Origin of the sequence: Neobacillus endophyticus (assembly GCF_013248975.1) — a bacterium.
GTDB classification, from domain to species: domain Bacteria; phylum Bacillota; class Bacilli; order Bacillales; family Cytobacillaceae; genus Neobacillus; species Neobacillus endophyticus.
Window position 1 is genome coordinate 301249 of sequence record NZ_JABRWH010000001.1, and the last position, 14462, is coordinate 315710.

Annotated in this window: 15 protein-coding genes and 1 other annotated feature; of the genes, 6 read left to right on the forward strand and 9 right to left on the reverse strand. The window is 40.4% G+C overall.

All coding sequences use genetic code 11. The annotated features are described in order from the left end of the window. Window positions 1-217: 217 nt before the first annotated feature. Together HPT25_RS01460 and HPT25_RS01465 are read right to left on the reverse strand one after the other, a co-directional pair. Entirely contained in the window at window positions 218-937 is a 720-nt protein-coding gene (locus HPT25_RS01460) for a pseudouridine synthase (RefSeq protein WP_173058971.1), read from the reverse strand. Then, window positions 927-2558: a putative polysaccharide biosynthesis protein gene (locus HPT25_RS01465; RefSeq protein ID WP_173058974.1), complete on the reverse strand. Its 1632-nt coding sequence runs from the start codon at window positions 2556-2558 to the stop codon at window positions 927-929. Before HPT25_RS01465 ends, HPT25_RS01460 begins: the two co-directional genes overlap by 11 nt. Before the next feature lie 199 nt (window positions 2559-2757). Between HPT25_RS01465 and HPT25_RS01470 the strand changes: the two genes are divergently transcribed. Continuing rightward, window positions 2758-4017 (forward strand): BaiN/RdsA family NAD(P)/FAD-dependent oxidoreductase, encoded by a 1260-nt coding sequence (locus tag HPT25_RS01470; RefSeq protein WP_173058977.1) that lies wholly within the window; start codon window positions 2758-2760, stop codon window positions 4015-4017. Between the two features lie 23 nt (window positions 4018-4040). Here the strand turns inward: HPT25_RS01470 and HPT25_RS01475 are convergent, their stop codons facing one another. Beyond that, window positions 4041-4226 carry a sporulation protein Cse60 gene (locus HPT25_RS01475; RefSeq protein ID WP_173058980.1) on the reverse strand — a complete coding sequence of 62 codons (186 nt, stop codon included), beginning with the start codon at window positions 4224-4226 and terminating at the stop codon, window positions 4041-4043. Between the two features lie 228 nt (window positions 4227-4454). Between HPT25_RS01475 and HPT25_RS01480 the strand changes: the two genes are divergently transcribed. The 3 genes from HPT25_RS01480 to HPT25_RS01490 are packed head-to-tail and all read left to right on the forward strand — an operon-like array spanning window position 4455 to window position 6400. Beyond that, window positions 4455-4940 (forward strand): hypothetical protein, encoded by a 486-nt coding sequence (locus HPT25_RS01480; RefSeq protein ID WP_173058983.1) that lies wholly within the window; start codon window positions 4455-4457, stop codon window positions 4938-4940. Beyond that, complete coding sequence (locus tag HPT25_RS01485) at window positions 4940-5812, forward strand: FAD:protein FMN transferase (RefSeq protein ID WP_173058986.1); 873 nt, start codon at window positions 4940-4942, stop codon at window positions 5810-5812. Before HPT25_RS01480 ends, HPT25_RS01485 begins: the two co-directional genes overlap by 1 nt. Window positions 5813-5821: 9 nt before the next feature. Beyond that, the gene (locus tag HPT25_RS01490; RefSeq protein WP_173058989.1) at window positions 5822-6400 is read left to right on the forward strand and encodes a ferric reductase-like transmembrane domain-containing protein; all 579 of its coding nucleotides are present in this window, start codon (window positions 5822-5824) and stop codon (window positions 6398-6400) included. A 131-nt stretch (window positions 6401-6531) separates the two neighbouring features. Here HPT25_RS01490 and HPT25_RS01495 read toward each other — a convergent pair whose 3' ends face one another. From HPT25_RS01495 to HPT25_RS01515, 5 genes are all read right to left on the reverse strand, one after another. Then, on the reverse strand, window positions 6532-6837 hold the full coding sequence (locus HPT25_RS01495) for a rhodanese-like domain-containing protein (RefSeq protein WP_173058992.1): 306 nt from the start codon (window positions 6835-6837) through the stop codon (window positions 6532-6534). A 52-nt stretch (window positions 6838-6889) separates the two neighbouring features. Further along, window positions 6890-9307 (reverse strand): leucine--tRNA ligase, encoded by a 2418-nt coding sequence (leuS, locus tag HPT25_RS01500; RefSeq protein WP_173058995.1) that lies wholly within the window; start codon window positions 9305-9307, stop codon window positions 6890-6892. A gap of 41 nt (window positions 9308-9348) precedes the next feature. Next, window positions 9349-9570: a binding site (T-box leader), on the reverse strand. 171 nt (window positions 9571-9741) lie between these two features. Continuing rightward, a complete protein-coding gene (locus HPT25_RS01505) occupies window positions 9742-10938 on the reverse strand; it encodes an MDR family MFS transporter (RefSeq protein ID WP_173058998.1) in 1197 nt (398 codons plus the stop codon). 170 nt (window positions 10939-11108) lie between these two features. Then, window positions 11109-11288, reverse strand: coding sequence for a glycogen biosynthesis protein GlgD (locus tag HPT25_RS01510; protein ID WP_173059001.1), 180 nt, complete (start codon window positions 11286-11288; stop codon window positions 11109-11111). After that, window positions 11285-11566 (reverse strand): YtzC family protein, encoded by a 282-nt coding sequence (locus HPT25_RS01515; protein ID WP_173059003.1) that lies wholly within the window; start codon window positions 11564-11566, stop codon window positions 11285-11287. Before HPT25_RS01515 ends, HPT25_RS01510 begins: the two co-directional genes overlap by 4 nt. Before the next feature lie 204 nt (window positions 11567-11770). Between HPT25_RS01515 and mnmL the strand changes: the two genes are divergently transcribed. Next, a complete protein-coding gene (mnmL, locus tag HPT25_RS01520; RefSeq protein WP_173059006.1) occupies window positions 11771-12736 on the forward strand; it encodes a tRNA modification radical SAM protein MnmL/YtqA in 966 nt (321 codons plus the stop codon). Next, on the forward strand, window positions 12733-13305 hold the full coding sequence (gene mnmM, locus HPT25_RS01525; protein ID WP_173059009.1) for a tRNA 5-(aminomethyl)-2-thiouridylate-methyltransferase MnmM: 573 nt from the start codon (window positions 12733-12735) through the stop codon (window positions 13303-13305). Before mnmL ends, mnmM begins: the two co-directional genes overlap by 4 nt. Before the next feature lie 59 nt (window positions 13306-13364). On the opposite strand, the gene tbcS is transcribed toward mnmM, so the two are convergent. Next, complete coding sequence (gene tbcS, locus HPT25_RS01530; protein WP_173059013.1) at window positions 13365-14447, reverse strand: tetraprenyl-beta-curcumene synthase; 1083 nt, start codon at window positions 14445-14447, stop codon at window positions 13365-13367. Window positions 14448-14462 lie beyond the last annotated feature (15 nt).

A 14462-nucleotide genomic window follows, 5' to 3' on the forward strand; every position in this document is an offset into this window, starting at 1 on the left:
GAATAAATGTCGTCCTGAAATAATATTAAGTTACCCATAGTTCCAGTCTGCTACTTATCTTTCAAGGGAATTTTTAAAGGTGGAATATTTACATATTTATTCAAAAAATATATGTGCGTATTAATTTTTGTTTAAAACTAAACTGTCATAAACAGCATTATTCCACATCTATGATTTAGCACACATAAAAAAAAACAGCCAGAAATCTGGCTGCGAGCTACTTGACTTGATAATTTTTTAATAGTTCAACTTCTTCATCAGTTAATTCACGGTATTCCCCGAGTTCGAGTGTTTCATCAAGTTTTAACGGTCCCATTGAAATGCGCTGCAGGTATACGACTCTTTTTCCCACAGCTTCAAACATTCGTTTGACCTGATGAAACTTTCCCTCAGTAATAGTTAATTCAATATCTGAACGAATCCCGGACTTTAAAATTTTCAGTTCTCCAGGTTTTGTTTTATAACCGTCATCCAAGGTCACTCCTTCAGCAAAAGCGTTGACATCTTCTTCAGTTACTTCACGATCAATCACCGCAAAATAAGTCTTAGGAACGTGCTTTTTGGGAGACAGCAAACGATGGGCTAATTGTCCATCGTTGGTAATAAGCAACAGACCCTCTGTATCCTTGTCAAGCCTGCCGACTGGGAATGGCTCGTATACTTGATCTTCCAGTTCCAATAAATCGATGACAGTTTCATCAGAATGATCTTCCGTTGCCGAGATTACCCCTTGAGGCTTATTCATCATCAAATAAATAAATTCTTTATATTCAATGACTTCTCCGTTTAAGATGACCATTTGTGTGTTTGGATCCACATGCTGTTTCGCATCCTTGACCAACTGGTCGTCCACCTTAACAGCACCGCTTTTTAGAAGCTGTTTAACCTCTTTCCGGCTTCCATAGCCAAGATTGGCCAGCAATTTATCAATTCTCAACAGTCCTCCTCCTTCCAGGTAATTTTAATTTTGTCATAATGCGATCCACTCTGTCGCCAAATAAACGATAGGCAAGACCTGATTTTAACCCTAAGTAAAAATAGATGCCTGCACCAACAGAACCGCTTATGAGGATAAGCAAGACAGACTGTACTTTCGAAGCAGGAGAAAGAAATACCAGTAAAAATTTATAAACGATCTCCGTGCTAACCCACATAACCCCTGCAAAAATAGCTATAAGCAAGCTTCTGCGCCAAACAAATCGAAATTGATAGCGGGCAAATTTTTTAATGACGATTAAATTGATTAAAATCGAAGCTGCATAACCGAGTGCGGTTGCTAATACGGCTCCGCTAATTTCCATCGATTTGATCAACGGTATGTTTAAAGACAATTTTACAAGCAAACCAACCAGTAAACTTAAGACAGTAAAGCGCTGTTCATTAATCCCTTGTAGAATCGCTGCCGTTACTGAATAAAGTGAAAAGAGAATGGCTACTGGAGAATAGACTCTTAATGCTTCTGTTCCGACCAAATCATGTGTATAAAATACAGTGTAAACTGGCTCTGCCAGCAAAGAAATCCCGATCGAGGCCGGCAGCGTTAAGAATAAAAGAACTTGAAACGTTTGATTAAGCTGCCGATTCATATTATTTCTATCATCTACTATGAAAGCCTTTGTTATACTTGGAACAAGAGTAAGAGAAAATGCAGTCGCCAACGAAACCGGTATAATGACGATTTTTTGTGATTCAAAATTTAAAATAGAAAAGTAATCGGATGCTATTTTAGTTGTTTTGCCAATCGCGACCATCGCTTTCTCAAATGTAAACTGATCAATGGCTTGGAATAATGGATTGGCGATTCCCACTAAGACAAAGGGAAAAGCATATACAATAATTTCTTTATAGATTTCAAGCAAGGAAATTTCCACGGTACCTTTATCTTGAAGCAGTAGCTCATCAAGGTATGGTTTTCGCTTATACCAGTACCAAAATAATATCAGAAGTCCGCCGACTGCCCCGATTAATGCAGCAAATGTGGCAACACTGACAGCAGAAACAATCGTCCCTTTAAAGATTTTCAATACCATCCAAGCACCCACAAGCATAAATAAAACCCTGGCAATTTGTTCCACAACTTGTGATAGTGCTGATGGCCCCATTGATTGATGCCCTTGGAAAAATCCGCGGTTTAGACTCATATACGGCACAACGATCAAAGCAAAGCTTAAAGCTCTCATGACCGTTGTGACATTTTTGACGTCTGCCTTCCCACTAACACTCATTTCGGCCAATGTCGGAGATGCCATATACATAACCAAAAACGCAATAAAGCCTGTCAGCAGCATGATCACAACTCCGGATTTAAATAGTTTTCTGCCGACAGCATACTCTTCAAGAGCATTATATTTGGAAATAAACTTAGAAACAGCAAGCGGTACTCCCGCTGTTGCTATACTAATAAATATGGTGTATGGGACGTAAGAATATTGATATAATGTTGTCCCTTTAAGCCCAACAATTTGAAAGAATGGTATAACGTATATTAAACCAAGTACCTTGGAGAGTATCGTTCCTATTGTTAAAATAAATGTTCCTCTTAAGAGCTTTGATTGCATAGAATCCCTTCCCAACTGAAGAAGTACGTGTGTATTTCGACTATTTTTGCACACTATTGATAGTTTACAACTCTTTTTCCTTTGATGCTACTAACAACTCGGTTATTTTTACGAAAAATGAACAGCAATTCGTTTTTTTTTCACAATATATGTTTATAATGGAGGGACAATGTATTGATTTATAAAGTTGGTGAATGAAATGAAATTTGATGTTATTGTCGTTGGCGGAGGTCCCTCTGGTTTAATGGCCGCTATTGCTGCCGGAGAAAAAGGAGCCAAGGTACTGCTGATCGATAAAGGAGACAAATTAGGAAGAAAGCTGGCCATTTCTGGAGGCGGACGCTGTAATGTTACCAATCGTCTTCCTATAGAGGAGATCATCAAGCACATCCCAGGAAATGGTAAATTTTTATATAGCGCATTTTCAATCTTTAATAATGAAGATATTATTGCCTTTTTTGAAGGCCTGGGAATTTCATTAAAGGAAGAAGACCATGGGCGGATGTTCCCGGTTTCTAATAAAGCCCAATCTGTGGTGGACGCATTATTAATGCAATTGGAAAAATTACAAGTGACAATTTTTAAAAATTGTGCTGTTGCTGACGTCCTTTATGAAAACGGCCATACCTCTGGAGTGCGCTTGAGAGACGGCCAAAAAATTTCAGCGAATGCCGTAGTCATAGCGGTTGGCGGTAAGTCTGTTCCGCACACTGGTTCAACTGGTGATGGATACGCATGGGCGGAAAAAGCGGGGCATACGATTACTGATTTATTTCCCACTGAGGTTCCAATCGCTTCTAATGAACCATTTATTGTAAATAAAACCTTACAAGGGTTATCGTTGAGAGATATTAAATTGAGTGTGCTAAATCCAAAAGGAAAGCCTATTATTACCCACCAAATGGATATGATATTTACCCATTTTGGCATTAGCGGCCCAGCTGTTTTACGATGCAGTCAGTTCGTGGTTAAAGCGATGAAAAAGTGGAAATTAACTGATGTGACGGTAAGTCTTGATGCTTTGCCGGAACAAACAGAAGAGAAACTTTTCCAAGACATAACGAAGCTTATTAAAATGGAGCCAAAAAAAATCATAAAAAATACATTAAAAGGATTACTCCCAGAACGCTATCTGTTGTTTTTATTGGAACAAAGCGAAATTGATCCTGCGGAACAAAGCGGTGGCATTTCTCATGAAAAAATCCGCCTTTTGTCCAGAAACTGCAAGCAATTTCAGTTTACGGTCAATGGAACACTTTCAATCGAAAAAGCTTTTGTAACAGGCGGCGGTGTCTCCGTGAAAGAAGTGGATCCCAAAACAATGGGTTCCAAGCTTATGCCAGGATTATATTTCTGTGGTGAAATTCTCGATATCCATGGATACACAGGAGGTTACAATATTACATCCGCACTGGTGACCGGCAGGCTGGCCGGTACAAATGCCTCCCATCAATCATAAGAAAACAGGGCCTGAATTAAATCTCAGGCCCTGTAAATAATCATCGCGGAGAAACAATAGACCTGCTCTTCTTCCTCTTCTTCCGGAAAGGCTGCAACATTATATTTAATATCAAGCAGACTCTTTTCATCAAGTCCCTTCAAAAAAAAATTCATTTCTTTTTCCAGATCTTTTTCGTGCTCGCGGTCAAATAATTTAACCTGTATCAAAGGACTCTCTCCTCTCTTTTTTTAACATTATTCACCATTTTTCTGAATTTTAAAAATAAAATACTTTGTATTTTTTTAAGTTTATTTTAAGTTTCAACTAATAAACTTCTTTTTAAGGTTAACAAAACCGCAAATTAGGCAAGCCCATAGGGCAATAACATTTCTGTTGGAATAGTAAGAATTGAAAGGATTACTTATTTCCCAACCGATAAGAGAGGAGCAATCCAATTGGAGAAAAAACAAAAGATTTCTTGGGGTGTCAGCTTTGGAAGCATAGCACTTGTGGCAGGAATGGTATCTTACCTTGGAGTGTCAAATGGCTATAAATCAAATACACAAACGACATCACAGGATGGTTCTAATAATCAAATTCAGCAGCCTAGTTTTGGCGCTCGATCTAATCAAAATGATTCTTTCAATCAATCAGTTGGAGGGAATGATGACTCTTCTAGCTCATCACTTGGGGGAAATGATGGATCTTCTAGCCAAACAATAGGCGGAAATGATAATTCCTCCAATCAAAATGATGGTTCCTCGCAATCCTTTCAAGGTGACGGCTCAGTGCAATCCGGCCAGAGTGACGGCTCGGAAAGCAATAACAATAATGATAACAACCAATTTTTCGGCAGTAACGATCAACAAAGCCAATTTTCAAATGGCGGTCCTTCCTTCGGCCATCATGGCGGCTTTGATTCTACAACAGGTGGAACCTGATGTATCAGTACCAATTCAATTCGATGAGCACTATGGTGCGGATTTCAATTAGTGTAGAACTGTTTGCCAATGATTTGCTGCCAATCTATAAACAGTTTGAGTTAATTGAAAATATCTGCAGCCGTTTCCGTGAGGATAGCGAATTGTCGCAAATGAATCAACAGCTTGAACAGGAAGTTTCTGTATCTGAAGAAATGTTTTCGATATTAACAGATGCTGAACATTTTTATCTGAAAACAGGAGGATTGTTTAACCCAGGCATTCTAACAGCTCTTGAGCAAAATGGTTATAGAGCATCCATCGAAAAGATACGAGGGAAAGAAATTGATGGTTCGGCCTCTCGTAACATTAATGCTGTATCAAACCTTCCGTTTTCATTAAACGCAATAAAACAAACTGTTATCCTTCAGAGGAAAATAGATCTCGGCGGGATCGCCAAAGGCTGGATCATCGACCGAGCGGCTAAGCTTTTAGAGAATCTTGGTTATGGTTTTATTAACGTGGGAGGCGACATTCGGATTTTTGGGGAGCTGCCCCGTCCATTAAACATTGGGATTGAAGATCCTTTTGATACCACCAAAATTATTACTTCCCTGCAGGTTCAAAACGGTGCCCTTGCTACCTCCACTTCAGCTAAAAGACAGTGGTATGTAAAAGGTGAAGTGAAGCATCACCTAATTGACCCAAGATCCGGTAAATCGTCTGATAGTTCGATTGTTTCAGCCACAGTATTAGCACCAACCGCTATCGAAGCGGATATCTGGGCTAAAACGATTCTGTTGCTGGGAGAAACGGAAGGTCAAGAATGGGTTCGAAGCAAAGGACTTGGAGCCGTCTTAATCAATAAATACGGTGATATCTGGAGAGGGTGATTGTAATAAATGGAAATGTTCGAATGGTATATGATTCGGGCAACCGGTACAGTAGCCTATATCATGCTTTATTTGTCCATAATTGTGGGGCTGTATTCACAAGTACAGAAAAAGCGAAAACGAAAAATGACCAGTACCCTTTATTGGCACGAATCTTTGGCAAATTGGGCACTTATTTTAACCATTGGGCATGTTGGTTTGTTATTAATTGATTCTTATATGTCCTTTAATTGGCTGGAAGTATTAGTGCCTTTTACCTCTCAATATCAAACATTATCAATGGGGCTTGGCACCATCGCCATGTATTTTATTATTATGACGATCATTACTTCACAGGCACGGAAAATGATTGGTTATCAAAGGTGGAGAAAACTGCACGCTTTAAATCCGATTCTCTATATCTTGGTAACTGTTCATGGTCTTATGTCCGGCTCTGATTTTCAAGGTGTGATTCTTGCTGCAGTGAATATTTTGCCGTTCGCTATTTTTGCCATTGTCATGCTGAAAGACAAATTAACGGTGAGTGCATCACAATATAAAGAAAACTCGCCGGCTGGCGAGTCTGGCAGGGCGAAGACAGAGGCGTAGTTCGTCGTAAAGTACAGCTTTTCGACTGCGAGGCTAATGCTCACGAAGCTTTCCTTAGTGCACTTATGCCTGATAGGAAAGTTTTATACTTTCCTATCAGCTAAAAATAACCGATTCCTATTTGGAATCGGTTATTTGGTTTCACCGTGCCAGTCTAGCATTCCGCCAATCATATTGCGGACTTTATAGCCTTGATCCTGAAGATAATAGCAGACATTCTCACTGCGGCGGCTGGAGCGGCAAATAAAAATGTATTCTTTATTTTTATCAAAATAGTTAAGATTTGCCGGTATTTCTCCCATCGGGATATGTTTCGCGCCAGGTATCATTCCTTCTGCTACCTCTTCGTCTTCCCTTACATCGACAAGCTCAAGTTTTTCTCCTGCCTCAAGCTTTTTCTGCAATTCTACAGGCGTGATTATTTTAATTTCTTCCATCCCTATCATCCTTTCGGAAAAACATCCCCCAGCAATGGAGGATGTTTTTTTATTAGTTTGCAACAATATTGACTAGTTTACCTGGAACGGTAATAACTTTGCGAATGGTTTTTCCTTCGATTTGTTCTTTTACTCTGTCATCGTCCATCGCGATTCCTTCTAATGCTTCTTTTGTCGCAGCGGTTGGCACCATAAGCTTCGCTTTTACCTTGCCATTCACTTGGATAACAATTTCCACTTCATCATCCACAAGCTTTGATTCATCATATGCCGGCCATGCTTCATAAGATATTGTATCGCTATGGTCAAGTTTTTCCCATAGTTCTTCCGTAATATGCGGGCAAACTGGCGAAAGCAATTTTACAAAGCCCTCCATATAATTTTTCGGAAGAACAGTTGCTTTATATGCCTCGTTAATAAATACCATCATTTGCGAAATCGCCGTGTTGAATCGTAACCCCTCGTAATCCTCGGTTACCTTTTTCACTGTTTGATGATATACCTTTTCCAAATTCGAAGATTCTTCATTTGGCTGAATTTTAGGGTTCAATTCGCCATTTTCCTCTACCAGCAAACGCCAGATACGATCAAGGAAGCGACGGGAGCCGTCTAATCCATTTGTTGACCAGGCAATAGATGCATCTAATGGTCCCATAAACATTTCATAAAGACGGAGTGTATCAGCGCCATGGCTGTTTACAATATCATCCGGATTTACGACATTCCCTTTTGATTTACTCATTTTTTCATTATTTTCACCTAGGATCATTCCTTGGTTGAACAGCTTTTGGAATGGTTCTTTCGTCGGAACCACACCTAGGTCATATAAAAATTTATGCCAGAAGCGGGCATATAACAAGTGAAGTACAGCATGTTCTGCTCCGCCTATATAAATATCAACAGGAAGCCAGTGATTTAATTTCTCTTCTGCAGCTAAGGCTTGATCATTTTTCGGATCAATATACCGTAGGTAATACCAGCAGCTGCCAGCCCATTGAGGCATTGTATTTGTTTCACGGCGGCCTTTTTTTCCTGTTTGGGGATCAACAACATTCACCCAATCTTCGATATTAGCCAGCGGTGATTCACCTGTTCCAGATGGCTTGATTTCAGTTGTCTTCGGTAATGTTAATGGCAGTTGGTCTTCAGGAACAGCTGTCATTGTACCATCTTCCCAGTGAATGATCGGAATTGGTTCACCCCAATAACGCTGACGGCTGAACAACCAATCACGGAGGCGATAGGTCACTTTTTTAGTGCCAATTCCTTTTTCTTCAAGCCAGGAAATCATTTTTTGAGTCGCATCGGTTTTGTTTAATCCATTTAAGAAATCAGAATTGATATGTTCGCCTTCACCGCTGTATGCTTCTTGCTCAATATTTCCGCCAGCCACAACTTCTTTTATTGGCAATTCAAATTTGCGGGCAAACTCATAGTCGCGCTCATCGTGCGCCGGAACTGCCATAATTGCTCCCGTTCCATAGCTGACCAATACATAGTCCGCGATCCAGATTGGCATTTTCTCGCCATTTGCTGGATTTATCGCATAGGCTCCTGTAAATACTCCTGTTTTGTCTTTCGCAAGATCCGTACGCTCCAGATCGCTTTTCCTTTTTACTTCTTCTAGATAAGCTGAAACTTCCGCCTGTTGTTCTGGAGTTGTAATCTTTTCAACTAATGTATGCTCCGGAGCCAGGACAGCATAGGTTGCACCAAATAATGTATCCGGACGGGTTGTGAAAACGGTAAAGGTATGATCATGATCAACTATTTGGAACGTAACTTCAGCACCTTCCGAACGTCCAATCCAGTTGCGCTGCATTTCTTTTAAGCTTTCCGGCCAATCTAGTTCCTCAAGATCTTCGAGCAGGCGATCAGCATAAGCAGTAATTTTCAGCATCCATTGTCTCATTGGACGGCGTTCCACGGGATGTCCACCCCGCTCACTTTTACCGTCAATAACCTCTTCATTTGCGAGGACAGTTCCAAGTGCAGGACACCAGTTAACTGGAACTTCGTCGATATAGGCAAGGCCCTTTTCCCACAGCTTTAAGAAAATCCATTGTGTCCATTTATAATATTCAGGATCTGTCGTGTTAACTTCCCGATCCCAGTCATAGGAAAAACCAAGTGCTTTAATTTGGTTACGGAAGGTATTAATATTTTTTGTTGTAAATTCTGCAGGGTCATTACCAGTGTCTAAAGCATATTGTTCTGCTGGAAGACCAAACGCATCCCAGCCCATTGGGTGCAGTACATTATATCCCTGCATCCGCTTTAAGCGGGCAAGAATATCAGTTGCCGTATACCCCTCTGGATGGCCAACGTGGAGCCCTGCGCCAGATGGATATGGAAACATATCAAGGGCATAGAATTTTCTTTTCTCATATTCCTCGCTTGTTTTAAATGTTTTTTCTTCTTCCCATTTTTTTTGCCACTTTTTTTCAATTTGCTGATGATCGAAACTCATCTTTCTTTCCTCCTGTGAATAAATAAAAACCCCTCATCCCAAACAGGGACGAGAGGATTGTATGTATCTTCCCGCGGTACCACCCACATTAGTGCAAAATGCACTCGCTTCATTCAACCTTAACGCGGTGAACGGCAAACACTACTTACATTTCATGTTTGCAACTCAAAGGCGAGTTCATGATCTGCCCGGTTGACTTGCACCAGCCGCCAACTCTCTACAATCGGGTATGAACCACTACTACTCCTAATCACTGTCATTCCAATATAAAATAACAAGTTAAATACAATTGTAGTAAATTTTCAAACAAGATGCAAGCAAACTTAAGCCTAATTTCATACTTGACAAAAATCCAGCCTAATAAACCTAAAAAAGGCAGCAAAGCTATACTCAACTACCCTTTTTATAACAGTCCACGTGGAGTGGACAAATCCCTACATTTGTCCACGGACGGTGCCTGACACCACAGTTTTCTTCTTCAAAACACGGTCATATGTCAGGGTTGTGATGATGGCTGCTATGAACAGGCCAATTAGTATGGTGAAGAGGGTTGGCATGCCGTAGAGGTCTGCAATGATGCCACCTAGTACTGGGCCGATCATTCTGCCACCTGTACCGGTGCTGTTGACAATGCCCTGGTATATTCCTTCTTTTCCTTTTGGCGCAAGGCTGAAGGCCACGGTTGGGACTGCCGGCCAAATAAACATTTCGCCAATTGTCAGAATCACCATGGCGGCGAGGAATCCAGTGAATGTTCCTGCCTTTGCCGCAATAATAAAAGAAACGATAAAAATGCCGATTCCTATGAGCATTTGTATCTTAAGGGAAGACTTCAGGTACTTCAGAACGATATTTAACAATGGCTGTCCCAGCACGATAAGGGCCCCGTTAATTGTCCAAAGCAAGCTATATTGCTTTAATGAAATATGAATTTCCTGGGTATAGGATGCTATTGTCGTTGTCCATTGATTATAAGCTACCCAGCAGAGCAAATACCCTAAGCATAAAATAAGTAACGCCTTAAGGTTAACATTGTTATTATTAACCGCTTCCTTTTGCTCCTCCTGTTTTCCCTTTTTGGTAATATTGGATATTCCCTTGTAACCAAAAACAGCGATCAGCATGAAAAGGAAATACATGATCGTATTTGCAAAAAATATCAGTTGAAATGAATAATTGGCCACAATCCCACCAAGGGCCGAACCAACTGCCACTCCGATGTTTTGAGCAACATACAGCGCATTAAAGGCTTTACGACCGCCTTCTTTCCAAACCGAGCCCGCCATTGCATACATGGAGGGAAAAATGATTCCAGTTCCAAATCCGACAATAGTAAGAAAAACAACATATTCCGGCCAAACATTCCAAATTGATAGACCAATCAGTGCTAAAAGAGCAATGCTGATCCCTAATAAAATGGATTTGTAACCACCGATTTTATCAAATAAATGCCCGCCATATAGATTTCCTATAACGTTAGAAGCAGAATTTAACATTAAAACAATTCCTGCAATTGATAATGATTTTCCTAAATGATCGTGAATATAGATCGTGTTTAAAGGCCATAAAAAAGAAGAGCCAATTGTATTCACTGCCATCCCAAAAATCAATAGCCATAAGGCACGTGGCATGAAAAACGCTCCTTTATGAAAAATTATTATTTCGGCTCCCTAATTTTATTCTTTTTTGATTGAATGCGCAATCCCTTTTAAGATAATAAAGTATTACTTCGATTAGGCTAAAATCATGCTGGCAAAAAGAAAAAATCCCCCAACAAACCGTTGAGAGATTTATGCCATATTTAGGATGATTGATCTTTTTCTTGATGAAATTTGGATTTTACCGGCTGGCCGCCTGATTTTTCATATTGTTTCTTCGACTGCTTAACAAGATCCACATCTTTTCCAAGTTCGAGGTCTTGACTATTGATTCCATTCCGGGTTTTTTGTTCAGGATTTTGCTGCTTCGAACGTTTTTTCAAAACTGTTCTCCTCCTCTGCTCCCTTGTAAAATCATGTTATTTTGGAGCTGCTGAATCTGAAGCCGCATTCTGTGAAGCTCTTCCCGCTGCTGACCATTTGCACTATGCGCCATTTTGCAGATATCCTGATAGGTTTGCTCAAGCTGCTGCAATGCCTCTTGATAATTATCATTATTATATTGCTCCTGAAGGCTGCTTTGTTTATATTGGTCTTCGGCATAGCGAATCGTATCCTCAACCTGTTGTGTTAAATTATCCATGGAAGCGCGAGTAGCCATCTGTTAACCTCCTTCAAATGTGGCACTTTCATTGAAGCACACCGCTTCACTTCTTATTGTGTTCCCCTTTTTCTTTCCTATAACTCGAACAAATTAACAATTATCGGGAAATTTGCATGTAACAATTACATTTGGATAGGACGAATTGTTCATGTTAAAATAAATCTTATGCATAATTTTAAAAATCAAGAGGGGATTTTATACATGCTTCAAACAAAACCTTTTCCCTATGCATCAGATACCAAACGTTATCATACATGGAATTATCACCTTCGCCAGCAATTCGGTCATAAGGTATTTAAAATTGCATTGGATGGCGGATTTGATTGTCCAAATCGCGACGGTACTGTTGCCCATGGCGGCTGTACATTCTGCAGTGCTGCAGGCTCTGGAGATTTTGCCGGAAACAGGGCTGAATCATTAGAACTGCAATTCCAAACTATTAAAGAGAAGATGCACACAAAATGGAAAGACGGCAAATATATGGCCTATTTTCAAGCATTCACCAATACGCATGCACCTGTAGAGGTTCTTCGTGAAAAATACGAGACAGTTTTAAAACAGGAAGATGTCGTGGGCTTATCGATTGCCACCCGCCCAGATTGCCTGCCGGATGATGTTGTAGAATATTTGGCGGAATTAAACGAAAGAACGTATTTATGGGTTGAGCTCGGATTACAGACCGCTCATGAGCAAACTGGGCAGCTAATCAACCGGGCACATGACTTCCAATGTTATGTTGATGGAGTAAACAAACTAAGAAAACATGGCATCCGCATCTGCTCCCACATCATCAATGGTCTTCCGCTTGAAACGCATGACATGATGATGGACACAGTTCGTGAAGTAGCTAAACTGGATGTCCAAGGCATTAAAATTCACCTGCTCCATCTTTTAAAAGGGACGCCAATGGTGAAGCAATATGAAAAAGGTATGGTATCTTTCCTATCTCAAGAAGACTATGTAAATCTAGTATGCGACCAACTGGAAATAATACCTCCGGAAATGATTGTTCACCGGATTACAGGTGATGGCCCGATCGACCTAATGATTGGACCTATGTGGAGCGTAAACAAATGGGAAGTGTTGAATTCCATAGATGCGGAGCTGAAACGAAGAGACAGTTGGCAAGGGAAATTTTTTAAAAAGACACAGGATGATAAGGAATGAAAATCGAGAGGGTTCTAACTTTTACAAAAACGCTGCTCCAAAAAGCCGTAAAACCGGGTGACATCGTAGTAGATGCAACAGTTGGCAACGGATATGACACATTATTCCTTGTTTCACTGGTTGGCGAAACTGGCAGGGTGTACGGTTTTGATGTTCAGGAGCAGGCGATCGCGGCAACAAAAGATCGGTTAAATCAAAACGGTTTAATGAAGCGTGCAAAACTTTTTCATAGTGGGCATGAACAACTTGCCGAACTCATTCCAGAGAAACATCATGGTTTAGTAACTGGAGCCATATTTAACTTAGGATACTTGCCTGGCAGTGACAAAACCATTATTACTCGTCCTGAAACAACCATTGCTGCGATTGAAAAGCTCCTTGCTATTATGGCCCCTGAAGGAATTATTGTTCTTGTCATTTATCATGGCCACGAAGGCGGAGCCAGGGAAAGAGACACATTAATGGACTATTGCCAACAATTAGACCAGAAAACCGCCCATGTCTTGAAATATCAATTCCTTAACCAGCAAAATAATCCTCCGTTTATTGTCGCAATTGAAAAAAGATAAAACCAGGCATGATGCGCTGATGACGAAGTAATAGTCAACGGCACATCCAACCTGGTTTTTTATTTTGTCATTAGTCTCGTCACAAACACTGGGACAGATTTTTGCAGTGACCGATAGGCCAACCCATTAAAATAAAAGAAATAACTGATCCAGCCGCCTGACTTGATAATTTTTTTCGCTAGCTTCCGGACTTCTTTCTGTTTTCTTACTTTTGAATCAGATAAGTAAATTCCCAAGAGCCCGCGATTAATAAGCTGATGGAATCTTTTATGCGGAAGGCATTCCGTATGACGATCTGCTTCTATAACAAAATGTTTAAGCCTGTCAAATAGTACTTCCTGATTTTGATAATAGGCGCAGAAGTTCAAGTCACCTCCAGCTAAGTCCTCCTCTTGATCAATAAAATAATCTAACAGGATATGTAAGCCTTGGATATAAGGAAAATAGCCATTACGAATATTGGCTGCATCTGTTTCTTTGAAATCCTTGCGAAACGCATATGAAATAAGGCAAAAAATTCCGAGAGTGGAGCCGGAACAGGCGGAAAATTCATACCATTCCATATCAGGCAGTCTGCTCTGATAGCGTTGAAACCATTGTTCCAGACGCGGAACCCGCTCTTCGTGTTTCACATGTTTATGTATCTGCAAATTACAATAATACTCACAAAGCTCAAGTAAGTAATTTTTTATTAAATCATAATGTTCCAAATCCCGTAAAACGGAGCGGCACGTTTCTGATAAATCATGTAAATACTGACCATCATTTTGGTCTTCACGCAACCGGTAATAGTTTTTTTCTTCAGCATCCAGAACAAGAGCATCTGACATGGCTTCATGGATTGCGGCGAAATCATCCGGATCAAGAGACGTACTTCGATCGCAAAGATTGTCAAGGTAGTCGCTGATTGTTTGATAAGCAACAATAAATTTTATGGCTTTTTGATAATGCTCCTGTGCAGTCAGGGCAAGGATGGCTCCTCCCTCGCAATGAAATGTTTTATGCTCAATACTAGCGAGGGCCTGTTTTCTGAGCTCGGGATTGGGTATTTTTTCTGCTCGGCTTTTCCAATAAGCCAATTCGTGATGAACCGCCGGCAATATTTTACGATAGACCCTTGACATAAGGGTGATAGGCATCATGGAAAACGACAACCT